Raw genomic sequence first — 22,513 nt, 5'->3', positions numbered from 1 at the left:
CACCTAGGGCGCACTGTATATTTTATCCTTCCCTCTTTGTATGAGGTAACTAGTGCGCAAATTCTCCAACAGGAGATATTCGCTCCAGTTGTGCAACTTGTTCGTTGGTCTGGTTCATGGTGAGCCATCGTCGAGCAAATCAATAGCTTCGGTTATGGCTTGACCCTGGGAATTGAAACACGACTTGGCAGTCGTGCTCAAGCCATCTGCCCCGCGGCGCAAGTGGGAAATGTCTATGTGAATCGGGGCATGACTGGTGCCGTAGTAGGCGTGCAACCATTTGGATGAATGGGCTTTTCTGTCACTGGACCGAAAGCTGGTGGGCCTCACATTCTTCCCCGTCTTTGTCAGGAACAATGCATTAGCGTTAGTACCGCTGCTGCCGGTGGAAACGCCGGTCTATTGAGCAGGAGTGGTTGGTAAAATAGTATTTTCGAAGATGTGATAAATATTGCTATCATCAAAATTTGCTTTGAGGAGTTCAATATGTTAGGTTGAAATTGGGATTGGAATGACAGGAGTTGAATATGACCCGCTCAAAAACATCCTTACGCCGTGAATTGACACAGCGCGACTTGATTATCATCGGAATCGGTGGGGCTGTAGGAACTGGTGTTTTATTTGGAACGGCAGGCATGGCCGCCGTCGCTGGTCCAGGTGTAATTGTTGCGTGGTTGCTTGGTGGCTTAATGTATCTCACAGTCGGTCTTACTTACATTGACCTCAACAGACTGTATCCAGAAGAGGGTGGTCCTTCTAGATACAGTTTGTATACCTTTGGGCATGTGACAAACATGCTCAATGCACTTTGCGACATCATATGGTATCTGTTTATCCCCCCTATTGAAGCTCTAGGGGTTGTTGAGGGATTGAATTTCTTTTACCCACATTTTGTAAATTCGTCAGGAAACCCAACGATGTTGGGAGCTATTCTTGGTGTCTTATTTATGTTGGCGTTTTTTCCGTTCAACTATTATGGTGTTAAATTTTTCTCAAAAAACACCAATTTTTATGGCGGATTAAAGCTGATTTTGTACTTGACAGTGGCATTGGGCTTCATCTCCTTCGGTCACTTCTCTAACTTTAGCGCCCACGGCGGCTTCGCACCATTCGGCATGTCAGGAATTTTTCTTGCCATTCCCCTAGGGATGTTTGGATTTGGTAGCCTTCGGGTGATACCTGATTATGCCGAAGAGGTCAAAGATGTCAGTGTGATTTCCAAGGCAATATTGTGGTCATTGCTTGGCCAGACTGTCTTGTATGTGCTTTTTGGAGTGGCCCTCGTTGCGGCATTGGATTGGCGAAACGTCAAGGTTGCCGTTGGGCATTGGGCTGGCCTTACCTCTATTCCCGGAAACCCTTTCCTGGTTATGGCAGAGCACTCGAATGTTCCCTGGTTAATCGGAATTGTAGTCGTCATCGCCATCATCGGCCCCTTTGTGACGGGGTATATTTACCAGGGTGGCGGCAGCAGAATTCTCTTCGCCATGGGTCGGTCAAAAATCGTTAGCAAAAAAATGACCGCTCTCAGTCGAGACCACGGTATCCCAGTACGCTCCTTGGTGGTGACTACTGTCGTCGGAGTCATCATCGCCTTCATTGCTGCGCCGGCGCCGTCGATTTATGCCTTGTTGGGAGACGCGGTAGTTGCCGGTTATCTGGGCTTTGCGGTCAACCCGCCGATCATGATCGCCTTACGCAAGCAGGGGACCACAGGTTATTTTCGTTCCCCAGTCGTCTCGCAGATTGTGGCCAGTCTCGCCTTTGCCTCGGCTTCACTCATCGTATACTGGAGCGGCTGGCCGTCTGTGCCTTACGCCAGTGTTTTGGTGTTTGCGCTGGCGATCATTCTCGCTGTTACCAACAATGTCAACAAAAACTTCATAAATTCAATATGGTATATCGGCTACATCTTGTTCCTGTCGGTCATGACCTACCTGGGCAGTGAGGGTGCATTGAAGGTCTTGAGCTTCGGCTGGGGGAGTATCATCGTGATCTTCGTTTCGGTTTTGATCTTCTTGCCTTGGGGTGTCGCTTCGCGCTTGGATGAAGCTCATCAACCCAAGTTTGTGGCGCCCGTCTCCTAAGCGCAAGAACGGTTGCAGAGTTGTGGGCATCGGTTCGGGTGCTGCAGAGCGCATAATCCGAGTCGGTGCCACCTCTCTCACTGAGATTGATGTGAAAGCAATTTTTTGAGTCTTGCCGCGCGGTGGGGCAGGCAACTGTGCCTGTCCTGATTGCAAACAGGGGGATCTGCTGTGTCATGGCACCCCTGGCCCTCTTGCCTGTCCTACTCCTCGCCGTTGCGCTGGTCTGGCTGCGCATGCGCTATCGTTCCCTGTGGCCGAGTATTTTTCTGCACCTGCTCTGGAATGGGGTGATCGTGGCGGTCGCCGTGCTGGCCCTGGGGAAGTAAAGCTTTGTAAGATGTCGGCTTCGTCGCCGCAGAGCGGCGTGACTTGGGCCTGCGCCCAAAGCAACGTCATACCGGAGACCTATGCACTGGAATGCCTCTAGCGAAAAAAATGCCGCCACTGCCACCCTCGAAAAGCGTCTTTGGGATGCTGCCGATCAGTTCCGCGCCAATTCCGGCCTCAAGGCGCAGGAGTACTCCGGTCCTATTCTGGGGCTGATTTTCCTGCGCTTTGCCGAGGTACGCTTTGCCGCCCGGCGCGCCGAATTGGAAGCTGCTGGAAGCTCGGCGCGACGTGGCAGTCGTGTGGATGACCCCGTCGCCTATCACGCCGCCAGCGTACTGTATCTGGCCCCGGAGGCGCGTTTTGACTACCTGCTTACCCTGCCCGAAGCGGAAGACATTGGTGCCAAGGTCAATGCCGCCATGCGCGAGGTGGAACGGCACAACCCACAGCTCGCTGGCGTGCTGCCCAAGACCTTCAATCTCTTCACTAGCACCTTGCTCAAAGAGCTGTTGAAGAAAATCTCCGAGATTCCCGCCAACCTCGATTTCGATGCCTTCGGCCGTATCTACGAATACTTTCTCGGCGAGTTCGCCATGAGCGAGGGGCAGGGCGGTGGCGAGTTCTACACCCCCGCCAGCATCGTGCAACTCCTGGTGCAGGTCATAGAGCCCTTTCATGGCCGTATCCTCGACCCTGCCTGCGGCTCTGGCGGCATGTTCGTGCAGTCGGCCCGTTTCGTTGCCGAGCATCACCAAAATCCCGGTGCGGAACTGGCCATCTGCGGTGTGGAAAAGACCGACGAAACCGGCCGCCTCGCTCGTCTGAATCTGGCCGTGCACGGTTTGGAGGGCGATATTCGCCACGGCGGCAACGTCAACAGCTACTACGACGATCCCCACCATGCCACTGGCGCTTTCGACTTCGTGCTCGCCAATCCGCCCTTCAACGTCAACGCCGTGGACAAGGAGCGCCTCAAGGATCAGGTCGGTCCTGGTCGGCGCTTCCCCTTTGGCCTGCCGCGCAGTGACAACGCCAACTACCTGTGGATCCAGCTCTTCTACTCGGCGCTTAGCGCCAAGGGGCGCGCCGGTTTCGTCATGGCCAACTCGGCCTCCGATGCGCGCAGCAGCGAGCAGGAGCTGCGGCAGAAGCTGATCGAGGCGCGGGCGGTGGATGTGATGGTGGCCGTCGGCCCCAACATGTTCTACACCGTCACCCTGCCTTGCACCCTATGGTTCCTTGACCGCGGCAAGGCCAGCACCGCGCGTGCCGACAAGGTGCTGTTCATCGACGCCCGCCACATCTACCGGCAGATAGACCGCGCCCACCGCGACTGGACACCGGCGCAGATCGGTTTTCTCGCCAATCTGGTGCGACTCTATCGCGGCGAAGCCCTCGACCTCACTGTGGGCGGCGAGGAGACCCTGGCCAAGCTGAAGGAGCTGTTCGGCGCCCAGCCCGCCTATGCCGACATCCCCGGCCTGTGCAAGGCGGCGAGTATCCAAGACATCGAGGCCCAGGGCTGGTCCCTCAACCCTGGCCGTTACGTGGGCGTGGCCCCCGGCGAGGAAGTGAGCGACGAAGATTTCCAGGCGCAACTGGAAGCGCTCAACGAGGAACTGGAAACCCTCAACGCCCAGGCGCGAGAGCTGGAAGCTACCATCGCCAAAAACGTCGCGGACATTCTTGCGAAATGAAAAAAGCACAAAACGCTGCTGGGTCGAGAATCCGCACACCTCGCCAAATTTCGAGGACAAGCAAATCCAAGTCGCTGGAAACCAGCATCGTGGCGCTCGTATCCAATACAACGCGCAAAGGACGGTTCAGCGTGCTTCCGCCACTAAGCGTTCCACATCCTCATCCGACAATTTTTGTGCCGCTGGTGACAATAGCTTGTCGCTGCGCGCAAAGAATTCCTGCAGTTCCTCCAGGGCACTTTGCTGCTTCTTCCGGGATTCCTGTAATGCCAGGAGAGACTCCAGTTCGCCCACAGAAATCATGACCGCGCTGGGTCTGCCGTGGCGTGTAATCACCACCGCTTCTCGTTGTGCTCTGTCCAGCAACTCGCCGAAGCGATTCTTGGCATCCGCGGATGTGATTTGCATCATCGCGCTTTCCCTCCATCAGCCAATTTGGCCATTATGGCTGATTTAGATAAGGTAGGCAGTCTCTCATGAGTCCTCCACATACCTCGTCATTGGCCGGGATACCCAGGTTCTTGCGCAGTCGGTAAGAACTGGCGAGCGTCACCAGCACGGAACGGTTGCCAGCGGCAAGAACAGGGTCAGCGGTGTATCCGGTAAGGCAATGAAGCCGTGATGCCGGTAAAACGCTGCCGCTGTTTCCTCCTTGGCGTCCACTACCAGGGCAAAAGCCGCAATTTCGGAACGGGCAGCGCGCTCGAGCGCGTCGGCCAGTAGCGCCCCGCCAAGTCCTTGTCCCTGGAAAGACCGATCGACGGCCAAGCGGCCCATACGAACGGCGGGTACCGTCGGATAGCGTGGAAGTTTCTTGCCCATGCTGGCGGGAAGATGGGCTAGCAGCAGGCTGGCCGAGGCCAAGGTGTAATAGCCCGCAATGCGGTTGCCGTCTGCCAAGGCGACGAAACAGGCCGTCACACGGCGGCGCATGTCCTGGAAGGCCTGCTCGCGCAGGTAGCGATTCAGGGGCTCCGAATCGCTTTGAAACCCGGTGCGGTCATGTGCTGCTTCCAGCAGCGCAAGCCGAAACGGTGCGCCGCTCATTCTGTGCGCAGCAGCTTACGACGGCGCGAAAAGGCGCGTTCCAAGGCTGGAGTGGGTTTTGGTGGCGACAGCAACGCCTGGGCAAAGCATTCCTGATCGGCCAGAGACAGGCGGATGACTTCGGCTTGCTCGATGGCGCGCTGCGCCGCTTCCTGCACCGCCGACACCACAAAATCGGTCATGGTGCGGCCCTGCAGTTCGGCGGCGCGCTTGAGCATCGCATGCAGGTCGCTACTGATGCGGGCTTCGAGACGGGCAGTGGGGTTGGCGCCGGGCATATGTTGGTTCCTCCTACTGCGACCGTACGGCAGATTGCCGCATAGGTCAAGAAGTCATGCCGAGAGTTCCTTGCTTACCCTACGGTCGTCTCTGCAATCAACACTTCGGCCGGGATACCCAGGCTCTTGTGCAGTCGCCGGATCATGGCTAGCGTCAGCGGGCGCTTGCGGTTCAGAACTTCATAGACACGGTTGCTTTTGCCGATCATCGGTTCTAAGTCTTTGACGGACAGGCCGCTCTGATCCATCCGAAATTTGATGGCTTCTACCGGATCAGGCGAAGTGATGGGCAGGTGCTTGGCTTCATAGGCTTGCACCAGCGTCGCCAGGATGTCCAGGCGATCGCCCGCCGGCGTGCCCAGATCAGGGTCGGACTCCATCAAGGCCGAAATCTCTTTGAGCGCGGCCTTATAGTCTGCTTCGGTATGAATAGGGCGGATGTCCATATTTTCCTCCGTGGCCGCTCAGGCCAATTCAACGGTTTCTGCGTCCACTGCGTCGTACTCCTTGTGGGTACCGACGAACTTCACGCAGACAATCTGCAACTTGTATGCAACAGCCACGATCAGCCGGTAGTCATTGCCTTTGATGTTGAAGACCACGCGACGGTTCTTCAGCACGCTGGCGCTGCGGTATTGCGCTTTGATGTCGGCAGGCTGGGACCAAGTCGCACTTGTGGCTTCCTCATACCAAGCTTTTAGCGGCTGCTCGGCATCGGGATGGCGTTCCCAGAATGCTCGAAGGGTGGACACGGCAATCACTCGCATTGGTCGCAGTATAGTCCCGTTTTGGGACTGTGGCAAATGCAGCCGCTGGAGTTGCCGGAATGCATCGCGCAGAATACTGCCACAGTGATGACGTAAGGGAAGCCGCCGTGAACCCCGAAACGATCGAAGAAATTCTCCTGCATTGGTCCCCGCAGCAGCGCGCCGAGCTGAATTATGACCGGGCCGACTCGGTTGCCGCGCGAGAGCTGCGAGCTGCAGCCAACGCTCTGTTGCGATGAACGATTATTCCGCCTGGGTCATAACAGCCCGCCACCGGCTGGCGTTTTGGGTGGGGCCAAGCGAAAAATGCAGGAGAGACTGATGCGGAAACAAGGGCAGATGATCGCCGCCGAGGCGGCGGGGATTTTGGAGGGGTGAGGGTGGTGAGCTGGCGCGACTGCAACCTAGGCGACTTGCTTGAAATCAAGCATGGCTACGCCTTTCTCGGTGAATATTTCGCCGACGTGGGAACGCACATCGTCCTAACGCCAGGCAATTTCTTCGACGAAGGAGGCTTCAAGCAAAAAGGCGATAAAGAGAAGTGGTATCGTGGGCCGATTCCATCCGGCTATGTGCTAAACGAGGGTGACCTCATCGTGGCGATGACCGAGCAGGCGGAAGGTTTGCTCGGAAGCAGCGCCATCATTCCTCGCTCGGGCATTTATCTACACAACCAACGTCTTGGCCTTGTCCAGCTTCGCGATGCAGGGCAGACGGATACACGTTTCGTCTACTACATTTTTAATTGGAAGCATGTTCGGCAGCAGATTCGAGCTTCTGCCAGTGGCACGAAAATTCGACACACAGCGCCATCGCGGATTGCTAGCGTAAAAGTCAGAGTTCCTTCGGTAGCGATCCAGCGCCGCATCGCGGGCATCCTGTCGGCTTACGACGAGCTGATCGAGAACAGCCAGCGGCGCATCAGGATTCTGGAGTCGATGGCCCGCGCCCTCTACCGCGAGTGGTTCGTCCACTTCCGCTTCCCTGGCCACGAGAGCATCCGCCGCGTCCCGTCCTCCCTCGGCGAGATTCCCCAGGGGTGGGAGGTGAAGCGTGTCGCGGACTCGTTCGAGATTTCTGGCGGTGGCACGCCTTCACGAAAAGAGGAAAGGTATTGGGACGGCGGCGCCATCCAGTGGTTTTCGCCCAGCGACCTCACCAGCGCTGGCACGATGTTCATGGATGATTCCAGCGACCACATCACCGCGCTTGGCCTCGTTGAGAGTTCCGCGCGTCTATTCCCTGCAATGAGCGTGATGCTCACCAGCCGTGCCACCATCGGTGCAATCGCGATCAACACCCGCGAAGCGTGCACTAATCAGGGTTTCATCACTTGCCTCCCGAACGATCGGGTGCCGCTCTACTTCCTCTTCCATTGGGTTACTGAGAGTGTGCCAACCTTCCAGCGGCTGGCATCGGGAGCGACGTTCAAGGAGATCAGTCGGGGCGTGTTCAAGACCATTGAGTTTCTGCAACCACCCGCGCAGTTGACTGAAGGGTTTGAAGCTGTCGTCGCGCCAATGGCAGGCCAGATTCTCGCTCTCCAACGCCAAATCCAAAATCTCCGCCGCACCCGCGACCTGCTGCTGCCGCGCCTGCTGTCCGGCCAGATTGACGTGGAGGCGCTGGACCATGCCTGAGATCGTCCCATTGCCCGCCGATTACGCCGCCTGGCTGACGGAGCTGAAGGCACGCATCCACAACGCCCAGCAGCGGGCGACGCTGGCGGTCAATCGCGAGCTGGTGCTGCTCTACTGGCAGATCGGCCGCGACATCCTGGCCCGACAGGACCGCGAGGGCTGGGGCGCAAAGGTGATTGAGCGGCTGGCGCAGGACTTGCGCAACGCCTTTCCCGACATGAAGGGCTTTTCGCCGCGCAACCTCAAGTACATGCGCGCCTTCGCCGAAGCGTGGCCGGAGGAGGAATTTGTGCAAGCGGTGCTTGCACAATTGCCGTGGTATCACCAACTGGCACTGCTCGACCGTTTGAAGTCCGCCGACGAGCGCCGCTGGTACGCGGCTAAAGCCATCGAGCACAACTGGTCACGCAATGTGCTGGTGATGCAGATCGAAACCCGCTTGCTGGCGCGGCAGGGGCAGGCGGTCACCAACTTTGCGCTCGCGCTGCCCAAGCCGCAATCGGATCTGGGCCGCGAGTCCTTGAAAGACCCCTATCGTTTCGATTTCCTCGGCTTGGGCGAAGAAGCGCAGGAACGCGAGATCGAGCACGCGCTGGTCAAGCATGTGACCGACTTTCTGCTGGAGCTGGGCGCGGGCTTCGCCTATGTCGGGCGACAGGTGTTGCTGAACGTCGGCGGCGACGACTTCTTCATCGATCTGCTTTTCTATCACCTGAAACTGCGCTGTTTCGTGGTGATCGAACTCAAGGCCGGTGCGTTCAAGCCGGAGCACCTGGGTCAGCTCGGGTTCTACCTAACCGCGGTGGATCGACAAGTCAAAAGCGAACATGACAACCCGAGCATCGGCTTGCTTCTATGCAAGAGCAAAAACAAGGTGGTGGCGGAATACGCCCTGGGCGACAAGACGCAGCCCATGGGCATTGCCGAATACCGCCTGGTGGAATCCCTGCCTGCCGAGCTGCAGACCAGCCTGCCCAGTATCGAACAGATCGAGCGGGCGCTGGCGGACGAGGCGGGAGACGACCCCGCATGAGCCCCCACGCCTACAGCGAAGACCAGCTTGTCGAGCAGCCCGCCATCGGGCTCTTTTCCGCGCTCGGCTGGCAGGCGCTGTCGGCGCAGGAAGAAACCCTCGGCCCCGGCGGGCTGCTGGGCCGCGAGACTCGGGGCGAGGTAGTGCTGGTGGAGCGCTTGCGTGCCGCCCTCGTCGCCCTTAACCCCGGCCTGCCGCCCGAAGCGATCCAGAGCGCCATCGACGAACTCGTGCGCGACCGCTCGGCCATGAGCCTGGTGGCCGCCAACCGCGAAATCTACCGGCTGCTCAAGGACGGCATTCCCGTCTCCATCCCCGACCGCGAGCACGGCGGCCAGAAGACCGAACGCCTGCGGGTGCTGGACTGGGCGCAGCCAGAGCGCAATGACTTCCTGCTCGTCAGCCAGTTTAGCGTGGTGGGCAGCCTCTATACCTGCCGCCCCGATCTGGTGGGCTTCGTCAACGGTCTGCCCTGGGTGGTGATCGAACTAAAGAAGCCCGCTGTGCCGGCGCGTGCGGCCTTCGATGAAAATCTGACTCATTACAAAAGAGAAGTCCCGCAACTCTTCTGGTACAACGCTTTCCTCATCGCCAGTAACGGCACCGACAGCCGCGTGGGTTCCCTTACCGCCGACTGGGAACGCTTTTTCGAGTGGAAGCGCATCGAACGCGAAGACGAGCCACGGCGCGTGTCGCTGGAGGTAATGCTGCGCGGCACCTGTGAGCGCAGCCGCCTGCTCGATCTCGTCGAAAACTTTACCCTCTTTTCCGAACACAAGGCCGGGCTGGTGAAGATTATCGGCCAGAACCATCAGTTTCTGGGCGTCAACAATGCCATCGCCTCGATGCTGCAAGCGCGCACCCTGGGCCATGGCCGCGGCGGCGTGTTCTGGCAGACCCAGGGCAGCGGCAAGAGCTTCTCGATGGCGTTCTTCGCGCAGAAGGTGCTGCGCAAGCTGGCCGGCAACTGGACCTTTGTGGTGGTTACCGACCGGGTGGAGCTGGACGCACAGATCGCCAAAACCTTCAAGTCTGTGGGCGCGGTGAGCGAAGTCGAGGGCGAGCGTTGCCATGCCAGCAGTGCTGCGCACCTGCGCGAGCTGCTGCGCGGCAACCATCGTTATGTGTTTACCCTGGTGCAGAAGTTCCAGACCCCGGAACTGCTCACCGACCGTGCCGATGTGATCGTACTGACTGACGAAGCACACCGCAGCCAGTACGATACCCTCGCCCTCAACATGCGTGCGGCGTTGCCGAAGGCGATGTTCCTGGCCTTTACCGGCACGCCCTTGATTGCGGGCGAGGAGCGCACCAAGGAGGTCTTTGGCGACTATGTCTCGATCTACGATTTCCAGCAGTCGGTGGAAGACGGCGCCACGGTGCCGCTCTTCTACGAAAACCGCACCCCCGAGCTGCAACTGGTCAACCCGAATCTCAACGACGACATCTATGCACTGATCGAAGACGCCGAGCTCGACGACGAACAGGAAGAAAAGCTCGATCAGGTGCTGGGGCGGCAATACCACCTCATCACCCGCGATGACCGGCTGGAGACGGTGGCCGCCGACATCGTGCGGCATTTTCTGGGGCGCGGCTTTGTGGGCAAGGCGATGGTGGTATCCATCGACAAGGCCACGGCCCTGAAGATGTACGACAAGGTACGTAAACATTGGGCGGCGGAGACGGAGCGGGTGCGGCAGGAGCTGGGTGCTCTGCACTATCCGACGGGGAACGGTATGACCCCGGAACAGGCGCGCCAGGAACGGCGCCGGGCGGAGCTGCAGCAGCGACTGGCCCTGCTGACCAGCACCGACATGGCAGTGATCGTCTCGCCAGGGCAAAACGAGGTCGAGCAGATGCGCAGTCTTGGCCTCGACATCGAGCCGCACCGCCGGCGCATGAACGAATCGCAGCCGAGCCTGGACGAACGCTTCAAGGATACCGACGACCCATTGCGTCTGGTCTTCGTCTGTGCCATGTGGCTGACGGGTTTCGACGCGCCAAGCTGTTCCACGGTGTACCTCGACAAGCCGATGCGCAACCACACCCTGATGCAGACCATTGCCCGCGCCAACCGCGTGTTTCCCGGCAAGTACAGCGGCGTGATTGTCGATTACGCCAATGTCTTCGCCTCGCTGGAGCAGGTGCTGGCAATCTATGGTGCCGGCAGGGATGGCGGCAATCCGGTGCAGGACAAGGCAGAGCTGGTGCGGATGCTGCGCGCTGCGGTGGACGTGGCGACCACTTTTTGCGCCGACCAAGGCGTCGATCTGACTGCTTTGGAGGCGATGCCCTTGGGCGGCATGGAGCGTCTGGCTGCCGTCGAGGACGCCATCGAGGCACTGATTGCCCCGGATACGCGGCGACGCGATTTTTTCGGCCACGCCAAGCTCGTCGATACCCTTTACACCGCGGTGAAGCCCGATGCCGCAGCCATCGAATTCTCTCTCCGGGTGTTGAGCATCGTTACCCTGGCGAGTGCCATCCGTGCCCGCCTGCAACCCGATCCACCGGACATTGCAACGATCCTGCGGCAGATCGACGGTCTGCTCGACGCCTCGATCACCGGTCACGAAATCCGCGAAGATGGGCCACCAGCCATCGATCTATCGCAAATCAACTTTGCGGCCCTGGCCGAGCGCTTTCGGCGTTCCGCGCACAAGAACACCGAACTTGAAGCCCTCAAGGCGGCCATTGCTGCCCGCCTCGAACGGCTCGTGCGTCAAAACCCCACCCGCACCGACTTTGCCGAGAAATTTGCGGCGCTGATCGAGAGCTACAACCACGGCAGCCGCAACATCGAGCAACTTTTTCAGGAACTGCTCCAGCTTTCGAATAGCCTCGACGAGGAACAGGAGCGTCACGTCCGCGAGCACCTGACGGAAGAGGAACTGGTGATTTTCGACATCCTGACGCGGCCTGCGCCGGCCTTGAGTACCGCTGAGCGCGACGAGGTCAAGAAGGTGGCCAGGGAGCTGCTCGCCCGCCTGCAGACGCTGCTGGTGCTCAACTGGCGGCAAAAATCGGCGGCGCGATCCAACGTCAAGCTGGAGATCGAAAATACCCTCGACACCCTGCCGGCGGCCTACGACCGCCCGCTCTTTGCGCAAAAATGTGCGGCGCTCTTCGAGCATGTCTACGAGAGTTACCCGGAGCGGAGTGCCGGCGTCCATGCCGGCTAAGACCCGGAAATGCCTCTGGCATTCTGCCGCCGGATTATGGTATAAAGCGCCTCTTTCTGTTGGGGATAGCGGTCATGTCCAGAGTTTGCAAGGTTACGGGCAAGAAGCCCATGGCGGGGAACAATGTTTCCCACGCCAACAACAAGACGCGTCGGCGCTTTTTGCCGAATCTGCAGTACAAGCGCTTTTGGGTGGCGAGCGAGAATCGTTGGGTGCGGCTGCGGGTGAGTACCCAAGCCATTCGCACCATCGACAAGAAAGGTATTGATGCTGTGTTGGCGGACCTGCGCGCCGCTGGCGAGAAAATCTGAGGGCTGAGCGATGCGCGACAAGATCAAACTGGTTTCCACCGCGGGCACCGGGCACTTCTATACCACCACCAAAAATAAGAAGAACACCCCGGACAAGCTCGAGTTTGTCAAGTACGACCCCAAGGCACGCAAGCACGTCGCCTATCGGGAAGACAAAATCAAGTAATTCTCTGGCCTCTTGGCACTCTCTGCGGTAGAGTGCTAACAAGACGCCCGGAGTGGGCGTGTCCAGGAGAGCTTGCAAAATGGATGCGCGTGCCCGCCATTTACTGAAATCCCTCATCGAGCAGCACATCAGCAGCGGCCAGCCAGTCGGCAGCCGCCAGCTGGCTCGTGAAGCGGGTCTGGCGATCAGTCCGGCTACCGTGCGCAACGTCATTGCTGACCTCGAAGAGGAGGGGTATGTCATTTCGCCGCACACTTCGGCTGGGCGGATCCCTACTTCCAGCGGTTACCGCTTCTTCGTCGATTCCCTCATCCATGTGACTCCGTTTTCGGGGACAGCGAAACGGGTGCTTCTGCAACGGATTGGCGCACGCGTGCCGGATGCGGAAGAGGTTCTGCATGCCGCCACCGAGGCTCTGTCGGAAATGACGCGTATGGTGGGCTTTATCCGCGTACCCAGGCGGGCAACACAGATCCTGCGCCATGTCGATTTCATCAGCCTGCGCGAGCGTGAGGTTCTGGCCATCTTTGTTACCGACAAGGGCGAAGTCGAGAACCGCCTCGTTCGCTTGCACGAATCTTTGAGTGCGGCAGCCCTGACGCAGGCTGCCAATCGCTTCAACGCCAGTTACGGTGGTCGTCCGCTGCAGGAGGTGATCGCTCTGCTCGACGACGATCTTCGCCAGTCGCGTGCCGAAATGGACCAGATTCTGCGCAATGCCATGGAGCTGGGGAAGGAAATGTTGGCCGCCGATCAGGAACGCATGCTCATCGAAGGGGAGCTGCAGCTCCTCGATCTGCCCGATTTTGCCGGCAGCGAGCGCCTGCGTGAGCTCCTCTCGGTGGTGCGGCAAAAGCGCGAGCTGGTGATGCTCCTCGACCAGAGCGTACGCGGTAGTGACGTCCGCATCTATATTGGCGGCGAGTCGGGTCTGGCACCGCTGAGCGAATTCACCCTCATCTCTGCACCGTACCACATCGACGGAGATCCTGTCGGCGTGATTGGCGTATTGGGTCCCATGCGCATGCCTTATCAGGAGATCATCCCCTTGGTGGATGGCGCCGCACGTCTGCTCGGACAGGCTCTGTCGCACAGTGAACTGTCTCCCTCTTGAAATGCAATCGTGCCTGCCCCCATCTACCGGTTGGAGCAAACTGGAGGAAGTATCCCATGAGTGAAACCGAACAGGATCCGCAGGCCACCGAAACAGCGAGTGCGGAGGCTGAGGCGTTACCAGAGACCGATTGGCGGGCCGAGGCGGACAAATTCCGCAACGAGTATCTGCGCTCGTTGGCCGACATGGAGAACCTGCGCAAGCGCACCGAAAAGCAGATGCTGGATGCGCGCAATTATGCTGTCGAACGCTTTGCCAGAGAGCTCCTGCCGGTGGTCGACAGTCTGGAAATGGCTCTCGCCACGTCCACCGGTGAAGATGAGGCCATGCGACAATTTCGGCAGGGTATCGAAAATACCTTGCAATTGTTGATCGGGGCGCTGGGCAACGCCGGTGTGCGGCCAGTGGATGTTGAAAACGGCCGCTTCGATCCCAATCTACATCAAGCGATTGCGATGGTGGAGGATCCGGGCGAGCCCAACCGAATTTTGGCGACTCACCAGAAAGGATATTTGATTCACGACCGCTTGTTGCGGCCAAGCATGGTATCGGTCTCCAAGGCCGCCACGTCGCAGTAACGATTGTGGGCAACGCACAGAGATTTTTGAGGAGATTACAGAATGGCTAAAGTTATTGGTATCGATTTGGGAACCACCAATTCCTGCGTTGCCGTCATGGAAGGCGACAAGGTAAAGGTGATCGAAAACAGCGAAGGCAAGCGCACGACGCCTTCCATCGTCGCTTTTAGTGAAGATGGCGAAGTCCTGGTGGGCGAGTCTGCCAAGCGGCAGGCGGTAACCAACCCGGAGAATACCATCTATGAGGTCAAGCGTCTGATTGGCCGCAAGTTTGACGATGCGGAAGTGCAAAAGGACATGAAGCACGTGCCGTACAAAATCGTCAAATCCGACAACGGTGATGCTTGGGTGGAGGCGCGTGGCAAAAAGTATTCGCCGCAGCAGATTTCCGCTTACATTCTCCAGAAAATGAAGAAAACCGCCGAAGATTATCTTGGTGAGACGGTTTCCGAGGCGGTTATCACCGTGCCTGCGTATTTCAACGATGCCCAGCGGCAGGCGACCAAGGATGCCGGGCGTATTGCCGGTCTGGAGGTCAAGCGCATCATCAACGAGCCGACGGCGGCAGCCCTGGCCTTCGGCGAGGACAAAAACCCCGGCGACAGCAAGGTCGCGGTCTATGACCTCGGTGGCGGTACCTTCGATATCTCCATCATCGAGATTGCCGAGATGGATGGGGAACATCAGTTCGAGGTGCTCTCCACGAACGGCGACACCTTCCTCGGCGGTGGCGATTTCGACAACCGGGTCATCAATTACCTGGCGGACTCCTTCAAGGCGGAGGCGGGGATCGACCTGCGCAATGACCGCCTCGCGATGCAGCGCCTCAAGGAGGCTGCGGAAAAGGCCAAGATCGAGCTGTCCTCCTCGGCGCAGACCGACGTCAATCTGCCCTTCATCACTGCCGACCAGTCGGGTCCCAAGCACCTCAATATGAAGCTGACCCGGGCCAAGCTGGAGTCGCTGGTGGAAGATCTGATCGACCGCAGCATGGCGCCCTGCAAGGTGGCGATGAAGGATGCCGATCTCTCCTCCAGCCAGATCTCCGACGTGATTCTGGTGGGTGGACAGACGCGCATGCCCAAGGTCCAGGACAAGGTGAAGGAGTTCTTTGGGAAAGAGCCGCGCAAGGACGTCAACCCCGACGAGGCAGTGGCCATTGGGGCGGCGGTGCAGGGTGCGGTGTTGTCCGGTGACAAGAAAGACGTGTTGTTGATGGATGTTACCCCCCTCTCTCTGGGAATCGAGACCCTGGGCGGAGTGATGACCAAGCTCATCGAGAAGAACACCACCATCCCGACGCGCAAGTCGCAGATCTTCTCGACGGCGGAAGACAACCAGTCGGCGGTCACCGTGCATGTGCTGCAAGGCGAGCGCGAACTGGCGCGGGACAACAAGTCGCTGGCGCGCTTCGATCTGACGGACATTCGTCCGGCACCGCGCGGTATGCCGCAGATCGAAGTTACCTTTGACATCGACGCCAACGGCATTCTCCATGTCTCCGCGAAGGACAAGGAGACCAACAAGGAGCAGTCGATCAAGATCACCGCAAGCTCCGGCCTCTCCGAGGCGGAGATCCAGCGCATGATCAAGGAGGCGGAAGCCAATGCTGCCGAGGACAAGAAGGCGCGTGCCCTGATCGAGGCGCGTAACGAGGCTGATGGCAGTGTGCATGGGGCGCGCAAGGCGCTGACGGAGCATGCCAGTGCCCCGGCGGATGCCAAGGCCAAGGTCGAGAATGCCATCAGCGCCGTCGAGTCGGCGGCCAAGGGTGAGGACCCGGAAGCCATCAAGGGGGCAGTGGCGACCCTGATGGCCGCCATGTCCGAGCTGCTGCAGCATGCGGGTCCGAGCGGTCAGGCTGGTCCTGCCGACGGCGCTGGTGCCGGTAGCCAAAGCAAGGACGACGACGTGGTCGAGGCGGAGTTCGAGGAAGTCGACAAGAAGTAAGGCCTTGATCCACTGCAAAGGGCAGGGGAATATCCCTGCCCTTGTCCGTTGTTGGGAATGGAGAGCATGAGCAAACGGGATTACTACGAAATTCTGGAAGTGTCGCGCACGGTGGACGATGGCGAGCTGAAAAAGTCCTATCGTCGCCTTGCCATGCGCTATCACCCCGACCGCAACCCAGGCGACAGCAGTGCCGAAGAACGCTTCAAGGAAATCAACGAAGCTTACGAAGTCCTCTCCGATCCGCAAAAACGGCGCGCCTACGACCAGTACGGCCATGCCGGTGTGCAGGGAGGTGCCGGCGGGGGCGGTGCGGGATTCGGAGGCTTTGGTGGCGCTGGCGGTTTTGGCGATATCTTCGAACAGTTCACCCGTGGCGGCTTCGGTTTTCAGCAGGACCCGGGCCGTGGCAGTGACCTGCGCTATCGCCTGGATCTGACTCTCGAGGAGGCCGCTTCGGGAAAGACCGTGGAGCTCGAGATCCCCAGCTCGGTGATGTGTGAAGCATGTCATGGCACGGGCGCGGAGCCTGGTAGTGAAGTCGAAGATTGCCGGACCTGCGGCGGGCACGGGCAGGTCCGCATGGCGCAGGGGTTCTTCTCGGTTACGCGTCCCTGTCCCGCATGCGGCGGTAGCGGTAAGGTAATCAAAAACCCCTGCAAATCCTGTAAAGGTCAAGGACGCGTCAAGAAAAACCGGCAGGTGGAGGTCAAAATCCCGGCCGGAGTCGATACCGGTGACCGCATCCGCCTGACCGGCGAGGGTGAAGCGGGCGAGCGGGGCGGCGCAGCCGGAGATCTCTATGTCGAGATCCAGGTGAGACCCCACAGTCTCTTTGAGCGCGACGGTGATGATCTCCATTGTGCTGTGCCGGTGAGTTTCACCACCCTGGCCCTGGGTGGTGAACTGGAGGTGCCTACCCTAAGCGGGCGCGTCAAGATCCAAATCCCGGCTGGTACTCAGTCAGGGAGAGTCTTTTTGCTGCGGGGCAAGGGGATCCAGGGGGTGCGCAGCCGGATGGCAGGTGATCTGCATTGTCGTGTGCAGGTGGAAGTGCCGGTCAAACTCAGCGAGCGGCAACGGGAACTCCTGCAGGAGTTTGCCGCAGAAACCGGCGAGCTCGCCCAGCATCCGCAGCAGGAGAGCTGGTGGGCCAAGGCCAAGGATTTTTTTGAACGCATGGGGATCTGAGATGGCCATTCGCGTGGCATTGGCAGCAGCGGCCGGTAAGATGGGCAAAGCGATCATCGCGGCTCTGTGCGAGCAACCTGATCTACAACTGGTAGCGGCATTGGGTCGGCCCGGGGCGGAAAATCTCGGCGAGGATGTTGGTCGAATCGCGGGCGTAGCCGAGCTGGGTGTCCCGCTTTCCGCGCAGTTGGCGCAGGCCCTCGCCCAGGCCGATATCCTCGTCGACTTCAGCCCGGCGGATGCCGCCCTCTGCCATCTGCGTGCCGCCGCCCAGGCACAGCTTCCGGTGGTATTGGGAAGCACGGGGTTCAGTGCCGATCAGCAAACAGAGCTGGAAGAGTTGAGCGCTCGCATCCCGCTCGTCGCCGCCGCCAACATGAGTGTCGGGATCAATGTGTTGCTGTCGCTGCTACCGCAAGTGGTGGCGGCGCTCGGTGAGGACTATGACATCGAGATCATCGAGGCCCACCACAATCAGAAACGTGATGCCCCCTCGGGCACTGCCCTGGCTTTGGGGCGCGCGGCGGCGGCAGGGCGCAAGGTCGAGCTCGATGCGGTGGCCTGCTGGGATCGCAACGGCAATAACGGATTGCGAGCCAAGGGCAGCATTGGCTTCGCCACCCTGCGTGCCGCCGATGTGGTGGGTGAGCATAGCGTATGGCTGGCGGGCGCTGGGGAGCGTCTGGAGCTTACCCATCGTGCCAGTAGCCGCCGCAATTTCGCTGAGGGAGCCTTGCGTGCGGTGCGCTGGGTACAGGGTCGGGCACCCGGACTGTACGATATGCAGGATGTTCTTGGTCTGCGCAGCACGCCTGCCGTAGAATAGGAAAATTCAGAGGTTCTTCTGGAGACAGTCATGCAATACGTAGTGGCCAACCGCGTTCCCGTAAAGCCGGAATTTCATCAGGAGTTTGAGGAGCGCTTCCGCCGGCGCGCCGGTGAAGTGGAAAAGCAGCCAGGATTCGTGCGCATGGAGATCCTGCGTCCCGTCGCTGAGGATGGCATGTATATCGTGCTCACCCATTGGCAGGACAAAGACGCCTTTCAGGCTTGGCTGCGCAGTGACGACTTCAAGGCGGCGCACCAGAATCCTTTGCCCAAGGAAGCCTTTGGCGCAGGCGGCGGCATCGAGCAGCACGAGGTCATCATTTCTGCCGGTTGATTCCGGACGACGGAGAAGGTAATTGCCCATGGCAGAGTTACAGAGGCAGCAGGTCGAACAGGCACTCGGGAGCATTCAGGACCCCTATCTCGGCAAGGATCTGGCCAGTGCCGGTGTGTTGAAAAACGTGGAGGGTCAGCGAGTTCGGCTCGAACTGCCTTACCCAGCGCAAGGGGTCGCGGGCAAGCTTGGCGACGAGATCGTCGCTGCAGTGCACAAGGTCACCGGCATCCGGCCAGAGGTCGAAATTGATCAGAACATCCGCACCCATCAGGCACAACGCGGCGTCAAGTTGCTGGAGGGCATCAAGAACATCATCGCTGTCGCTTCCGGCAAGGGCGGTGTAGGCAAGTCCACCACCGCCGTCAATCTGGCCCTCGCCTTGGCGCAGGAAGGCGCGCGGGTAGGGATCCTTGATGCCGATATCTACGGGCCCAGCCAGCCGCGCATGCTCGGCATCGAGGGCAAACCGACCAGCAAAGATGGCAAGAAGATGGAGCCCATGGAGGGGCATGGCATCAAGGCCATGTCGATCGGTTTTCTCATCGACGAGGAAACCCCCATGGTCTGGCGCGGCCCGATGGTCATGCAGGCCCTGGAGCAACTCCTCTCCGACACCCGCTGGGGCGAGCTCGATTACTTGGTCATTGACCTGCCCCCAGGTACTGGCGACACCCAGCTCACTCTGGCCCAGAAGGTGCCGGTTTCGGGGGCAGTCATTGTCACCACGCCCCAGGACATCGCCCTCCTCGATGCGCGCAAGGGACTGAAGATGTTCGAGAAGGTCGGCGTGCCCATCCTCGGTATCATCGAGAACATGAGCTTCTACATTTGCCCCAAGTGCGGCAACGAAGACGACATCTTTGGTCATGGCGGCGGTGCTGCGATGGCAGAGCAGTACGGGGTGGAATTCCTCGGCGCTGTGCCTCTGGATCGCAGTATCCGCAACGAAGCCGATAGCGGGGCACCGACGGTGGTGGCGGCACCCGATTCTCCCCTGGCGAAGATCTATCGGGAGTTGGCGCGTCATGTGGCGGGTCGCATTGCCCTGCAGGCGGTGGACCACAGCCATAAGTTTCCCAAAATCGTCATCGAGAACCGTTAGGAGTTTTGCCCATGGCCATCAAATCCGATCGCTGGATCCGGCAAATGGCCGCGGAAAAGGGGATGATCGAGCCCTTCTCTGCGCAGCAAGTGCGCCAGATCGAAGGGCAGCCGATCATCTCCTACGGTCTCTCTTCCTACGGCTACGACATCCGCTGTGCGGGTGAATTCAAGGTGTTCACCAATGTGCGCAGCGCCATTGTCGATCCGAAGAATTTCAGCGAGGACTCCTTCGTGGAATTCAGCGGCGACACCTGCATCATCCCTCCCAATTCCTTTGCCTTGGCACGCACCGTTGAGTATTTCCGCATTCCGCGCAACGTGCTGACCATTTGCCTGGGCAAATCCACCTACGCGCGCTGCGGCATTATCGTCAACGTCACCCCTTTCGAGCCGGAATGGGAGGGCTACGTTACCCTGGAGTTTTCCAACACCACCCCGTTACCGGCAAAAATCTATGCCAATGAAGGGGTGGCCCAGGTGCTTTTTCTTGAGTCTGACGAGGTCTGCGAGGTCTCCTACGCCGACCGCAAGGGCAAGTATCAGGGGCAACACGGCGTTACCCTGCCGCGCGCCTGAGGCGGTAGGCAGCGCTTGTCCCTCGCTGCCTAATGTTCGCCCTCGTTGGACGCCTCCGCCTCGGCCCGTGCATGACCGCCCCTGTGAGTAAGGTAGAGCGCCAGGGCAACCAAGGCGATGCCCAGGGCCAGATAGAGGAGGTCGAGGAAGTTACTTACGTGCATCGACAGGGAACGCTCGAAGAAGCTGACGATGAGGATCATGAGAATGACCTTGGCGAGGCGGTCTTTTAGGTCATCCAGGCTGCGGATGAAGAGTACCCGGGAGCCTTTCGATTCGCCGGCCACGTCGATCTTGCTGATGAACAACTCATATAGACCCAAAGCGAAGATCAGCAAAATGGTTGCCAGCAGGTAGCCATCCACGATGCCCACCGCATGGGCCACGACTTGCAGATGAAAATTTTCTCGGGCAGCACTGGTGAGAGAGGGGTCGGCGTAGGCGAGGATGTGGGAGACCAGATGCCAAGCATCTACAGAAGTCATGAAAAAGACGGCAAAAGCGACAAAGAGGCTAGCGATCACCGCAAAGAGTACGGCAAAGCGACTGTTCCAGAGCAACCATTCAAATGCCGCTTCAATCTTCTTGACCATATGCCCCTCAATGTCTACCGGTACTGCCAAAGCCGCCTTCACCGCGATCCGTGGCGATAAAGTCCTGCACCACCTCCACCTCTGGGCGCAATACGGGGATCAGGATCATTTGCGCCACCCGCTCGCCGACGGCAATGGAAAAAGGTTCTGGACCCCGGTTCCACAAAGATACTTTGAGCGGTCCTTGGTAGTCGGCATCGATGAGGCCTACTAAGTTGCCTAGGACCAGACCGCGGTGCCCGAGCCCAGAGCGCGGCAGGAGCAGGGCGGTAACAGCTGGATCGCCTATGTGCATGGCAAAACCGGTAGAGATTAGTGCCGCTTCTCCCGGCGCTAGGGTCAGGGGTGCCTCGATACAGGCGCGCAGGTCCATGCCCGCCGCGGCGTCGCTGGCGTAGTGGGGCAAGGGCCATTCCTGGCCGAGGCGGGGGTCGAGAATGCGAATGGCAAGTTTGTCCATCAGGTGCTTCCATGCAGGCAGGTGTCGAGATGATGCAACAGGGCGCGCGCCAGGTCGAGCTTGGCTTGCGGTGCCAAGGCGTAGCGTTGTCCTTGGCAAAAGAGCACGACGGCGTTTTCTTCGCCGCCCATTGCGCCCTTGCGCAGATCGTTGATGGCGGCAAAATCCGCCCCTTTGGCGTGTAGTTTCGTTACCGCTCGTCCTTCGTCACCGTGGGTCTCGGCGGCAAAGGCAAGGATCCAGCGCGGGCGCCGAGGGTCTCGGTGCAGGCTGTGGACGATGTCGGGATTGGCCACGAGCTGGAGTTGGGGAGGGAGTTCCTGCTTGCCCTGTTTGCTGCTCAGGACGGTAGCGGGCCGATGGTCGGCAACGGCGGCGTTGGCGATGAAGAGATTGATGGTTTCGGTCCGCAGGAGATCCTGACAGGCCACCAACATCTCCCGTGCCGACTCAACTTCTACCCGCTGTATCCCAGCGGGGCAGGACAGGGCCGTAGGACCGCTCACCAGGGTCACCTGGGCGCCGCGCTCCGCCGCCGCCTGTGCCAAGGCATAGCCTTGGCGACCGCTGGCGCGATTACTCAGGCCGCGCACTGGGTCCCAGGCCTCCCAGGTGGGGCCGGCAGTGACCAGGACGCGCCAACCCGACCAAGGGTGCGGTGCGAGGGCGAGGCGCAGATGCTCGACGATGCTGCTGAGTTCCTGCAAACGCCCCGTCCCCGTCTCGCCGCAGGCGAGGCTGCCACTCTCGGGTTCGAGGATCTGCGCCCCGTAGGCAGCCAATTGCTGCAGGTTACGCTGGGTGGCCGGATGCTCCCACATGGCCGTATTCATCGCGGGCGCCAGAAAGAGCGGCGCGCGGCTGGCGAGAACGATGGCTCCCGGCAAGTCCTCGGCGAGGCCCTGGGCAAGACGGGCAAGCCCCGCCGCCGACACCGGTGCGTAGAGCAGGGCATCGGCCCAGCGTGCCAGGGCGATATGATCCATGGCGGCTTCTTCGGCCGGTGAGAAGAGGGACAGGCGCGGTACCTGGCCGCTCACCGCCTGCAGCGCCAGGGGCGAGACGAAGTCACTGGCATGGGGGCTCAGCGCAATGCGCAATTCTGCCCCCGCAGCACGCAGCAGGCGGACCAGTTCCGGCGTCTTGTAGGCGGCGATGCTGCCGCCAATCAACAGGAGAATTTTTTTGCCCGCCAGTGGGTCCATGTTTGCGCTCTTTTCGCTACAATCTGTGCAGTAGCA

General features: G+C 59.7%; 26 protein-coding genes. 18 read left to right on the top strand and 8 right to left on the bottom strand.

Features of this window, described 5'->3' with window-relative positions:
* Positions 1 to 126 precede the first annotated feature (126 nt).
* From ORD17_RS13415 to ORD17_RS02030, 4 genes are all read left to right on the top strand, one after another.
* Complete coding sequence (locus tag ORD17_RS13415; RefSeq protein WP_374693396.1) at positions 127 to 288, top strand: aldehyde dehydrogenase family protein; 162 nt, start codon at positions 127 to 129, stop codon at positions 286 to 288.
* A gap of 239 nt (positions 289 to 527) precedes the next feature.
* Positions 528 to 2,087, top strand: a complete 1,560-nt coding sequence (locus tag ORD17_RS02040) for an APC family permease (RefSeq protein ID WP_308389252.1) — start codon at positions 528 to 530, stop codon at positions 2,085 to 2,087.
* Between the two features lie 176 nt (positions 2,088 to 2,263).
* On the top strand, positions 2,264 to 2,416 hold the full coding sequence (locus ORD17_RS02035) for a type II CAAX prenyl endopeptidase Rce1 family protein (protein ID WP_308389251.1): 153 nt from the start codon (positions 2,264 to 2,266) through the stop codon (positions 2,414 to 2,416).
* Between the two features lie 81 nt (positions 2,417 to 2,497).
* Positions 2,498 to 4,117: a class I SAM-dependent DNA methyltransferase gene (locus tag ORD17_RS02030; protein WP_308389250.1), complete on the top strand. Its 1,620-nt coding sequence runs from the start codon at positions 2,498 to 2,500 to the stop codon at positions 4,115 to 4,117.
* A gap of 126 nt (positions 4,118 to 4,243) precedes the next feature.
* Here ORD17_RS02030 and ORD17_RS02025 read toward each other — a convergent pair whose 3' ends face one another.
* From ORD17_RS02025 to ORD17_RS02005, 5 genes are all read right to left on the bottom strand, one after another.
* Positions 4,244 to 4,528 carry a type II toxin-antitoxin system Phd/YefM family antitoxin gene (locus ORD17_RS02025; RefSeq protein WP_308389249.1) on the bottom strand — a complete coding sequence of 95 codons (285 nt, stop codon included), beginning with the start codon at positions 4,526 to 4,528 and terminating at the stop codon, positions 4,244 to 4,246.
* Between the two features lie 138 nt (positions 4,529 to 4,666).
* The gene (locus tag ORD17_RS02020; RefSeq protein ID WP_308389248.1) at positions 4,667 to 5,164 is read right to left on the bottom strand and encodes a GNAT family N-acetyltransferase; all 498 of its coding nucleotides are present in this window, start codon (positions 5,162 to 5,164) and stop codon (positions 4,667 to 4,669) included.
* The gene (locus tag ORD17_RS02015; protein ID WP_308389247.1) at positions 5,161 to 5,442 is read right to left on the bottom strand and encodes a DUF1778 domain-containing protein; all 282 of its coding nucleotides are present in this window, start codon (positions 5,440 to 5,442) and stop codon (positions 5,161 to 5,163) included. Before ORD17_RS02015 ends, ORD17_RS02020 begins: the two co-directional genes overlap by 4 nt.
* A gap of 74 nt (positions 5,443 to 5,516) precedes the next feature.
* On the bottom strand, positions 5,517 to 5,888 hold the full coding sequence (locus ORD17_RS02010; RefSeq protein WP_308389246.1) for a transcriptional regulator: 372 nt from the start codon (positions 5,886 to 5,888) through the stop codon (positions 5,517 to 5,519).
* A gap of 18 nt (positions 5,889 to 5,906) precedes the next feature.
* Positions 5,907 to 6,209, bottom strand: coding sequence for a type II toxin-antitoxin system HigB family toxin (locus ORD17_RS02005; RefSeq protein ID WP_374693381.1), 303 nt, complete (start codon positions 6,207 to 6,209; stop codon positions 5,907 to 5,909).
* Positions 6,210 to 6,268: 59 nt separating this feature from the next.
* Here ORD17_RS02005 and ORD17_RS02000 point away from each other — a divergent pair, with 59 nt between their 5' ends.
* The 14 genes from ORD17_RS02000 to dcd all read left to right on the top strand — a co-directional run bounded on the left by ORD17_RS02000 (position 6,269) and on the right by dcd (position 20,219).
* A complete protein-coding gene (locus ORD17_RS02000; protein ID WP_308389244.1) occupies positions 6,269 to 6,448 on the top strand; it encodes a hypothetical protein in 180 nt (59 codons plus the stop codon).
* A 144-nt stretch (positions 6,449 to 6,592) separates the two neighbouring features.
* Complete coding sequence (locus tag ORD17_RS01995; RefSeq protein WP_308389243.1) at positions 6,593 to 7,849, top strand: restriction endonuclease subunit S; 1,257 nt, start codon at positions 6,593 to 6,595, stop codon at positions 7,847 to 7,849.
* Positions 7,842 to 8,882 (top strand): PDDEXK nuclease domain-containing protein, encoded by a 1,041-nt coding sequence (locus ORD17_RS01990; protein ID WP_308389242.1) that lies wholly within the window; start codon positions 7,842 to 7,844, stop codon positions 8,880 to 8,882. The genes ORD17_RS01995 and ORD17_RS01990 overlap by 8 nt, the downstream gene beginning before the upstream one ends.
* Positions 8,879 to 12,064: a type I restriction endonuclease subunit R gene (locus ORD17_RS01985; protein ID WP_308389241.1), complete on the top strand. Its 3,186-nt coding sequence runs from the start codon at positions 8,879 to 8,881 to the stop codon at positions 12,062 to 12,064. Before ORD17_RS01990 ends, ORD17_RS01985 begins: the two co-directional genes overlap by 4 nt.
* Positions 12,065 to 12,138: 74 nt before the next feature.
* Entirely contained in the window at positions 12,139 to 12,375 is a 237-nt protein-coding gene (gene rpmB / locus ORD17_RS01980; protein ID WP_308389240.1) for a 50S ribosomal protein L28, read from the top strand.
* 10 nt (positions 12,376 to 12,385) lie between these two features.
* Positions 12,386 to 12,541, top strand: a complete 156-nt coding sequence (gene rpmG / locus ORD17_RS01975) for a 50S ribosomal protein L33 (protein ID WP_308389239.1) — start codon at positions 12,386 to 12,388, stop codon at positions 12,539 to 12,541.
* Between the two features lie 79 nt (positions 12,542 to 12,620).
* On the top strand, positions 12,621 to 13,655 hold the full coding sequence (gene hrcA, locus ORD17_RS01970) for a heat-inducible transcriptional repressor HrcA (RefSeq protein ID WP_308389238.1): 1,035 nt from the start codon (positions 12,621 to 12,623) through the stop codon (positions 13,653 to 13,655).
* Positions 13,656 to 13,711: 56 nt separating this feature from the next.
* Positions 13,712 to 14,233 (top strand): nucleotide exchange factor GrpE, encoded by a 522-nt coding sequence (grpE, locus tag ORD17_RS01965; RefSeq protein WP_308389237.1) that lies wholly within the window; start codon positions 13,712 to 13,714, stop codon positions 14,231 to 14,233.
* 42 nt (positions 14,234 to 14,275) lie between these two features.
* A complete protein-coding gene (gene dnaK, locus ORD17_RS01960; RefSeq protein ID WP_308389236.1) occupies positions 14,276 to 16,183 on the top strand; it encodes a molecular chaperone DnaK in 1,908 nt (635 codons plus the stop codon).
* Between the two features lie 66 nt (positions 16,184 to 16,249).
* Positions 16,250 to 17,374, top strand: coding sequence for a molecular chaperone DnaJ (gene dnaJ / locus ORD17_RS01955; RefSeq protein WP_308389235.1), 1,125 nt, complete (start codon positions 16,250 to 16,252; stop codon positions 17,372 to 17,374).
* A gap of 1 nt (position 17,375) precedes the next feature.
* Positions 17,376 to 18,200: a 4-hydroxy-tetrahydrodipicolinate reductase gene (dapB, locus tag ORD17_RS01950; protein WP_308389234.1), complete on the top strand. Its 825-nt coding sequence runs from the start codon at positions 17,376 to 17,378 to the stop codon at positions 18,198 to 18,200.
* 30 nt (positions 18,201 to 18,230) lie between these two features.
* Complete coding sequence (locus ORD17_RS01945; protein WP_308389233.1) at positions 18,231 to 18,536, top strand: antibiotic biosynthesis monooxygenase; 306 nt, start codon at positions 18,231 to 18,233, stop codon at positions 18,534 to 18,536.
* Positions 18,537 to 18,564: 28 nt separating this feature from the next.
* Entirely contained in the window at positions 18,565 to 19,641 is a 1,077-nt protein-coding gene (apbC, locus tag ORD17_RS01940; RefSeq protein ID WP_308389232.1) for an iron-sulfur cluster carrier protein ApbC, read from the top strand.
* A gap of 11 nt (positions 19,642 to 19,652) precedes the next feature.
* Positions 19,653 to 20,219 carry a dCTP deaminase gene (dcd, locus tag ORD17_RS01935; RefSeq protein ID WP_308389231.1) on the top strand — a complete coding sequence of 189 codons (567 nt, stop codon included), beginning with the start codon at positions 19,653 to 19,655 and terminating at the stop codon, positions 20,217 to 20,219.
* A gap of 29 nt (positions 20,220 to 20,248) precedes the next feature.
* Here dcd and ORD17_RS01930 read toward each other — a convergent pair whose 3' ends face one another.
* Genes ORD17_RS01930 through coaBC form a run of 3 tightly spaced genes read right to left on the bottom strand, consistent with a single transcriptional unit; the run spans position 20,249 to position 22,477 of the window.
* Positions 20,249 to 20,842, bottom strand: a complete 594-nt coding sequence (locus ORD17_RS01930; protein WP_308389230.1) for a YqhA family protein — start codon at positions 20,840 to 20,842, stop codon at positions 20,249 to 20,251.
* Complete coding sequence (dut, locus tag ORD17_RS01925) at positions 20,820 to 21,272, bottom strand: dUTP diphosphatase (protein WP_374693380.1); 453 nt, start codon at positions 21,270 to 21,272, stop codon at positions 20,820 to 20,822. The genes ORD17_RS01930 and dut overlap by 23 nt, the downstream gene beginning before the upstream one ends.
* A complete protein-coding gene (gene coaBC / locus ORD17_RS01920) occupies positions 21,272 to 22,477 on the bottom strand; it encodes a bifunctional phosphopantothenoylcysteine decarboxylase/phosphopantothenate--cysteine ligase CoaBC (RefSeq protein WP_308389229.1) in 1,206 nt (401 codons plus the stop codon). Before coaBC ends, dut begins: the two co-directional genes overlap by 1 nt.
* Positions 22,478 to 22,513: the final 36 nt, after the last annotated feature.

The sequence above is a fragment of the Acidithiobacillus sp. AMEEHan genome (assembly GCF_030996345.1).
In the GTDB taxonomy this organism is placed as follows: Bacteria; Pseudomonadota; Gammaproteobacteria; order Acidithiobacillales; family Acidithiobacillaceae; genus Igneacidithiobacillus.
This window is presented reverse-complemented; position numbering and strand designations above follow the sequence as displayed.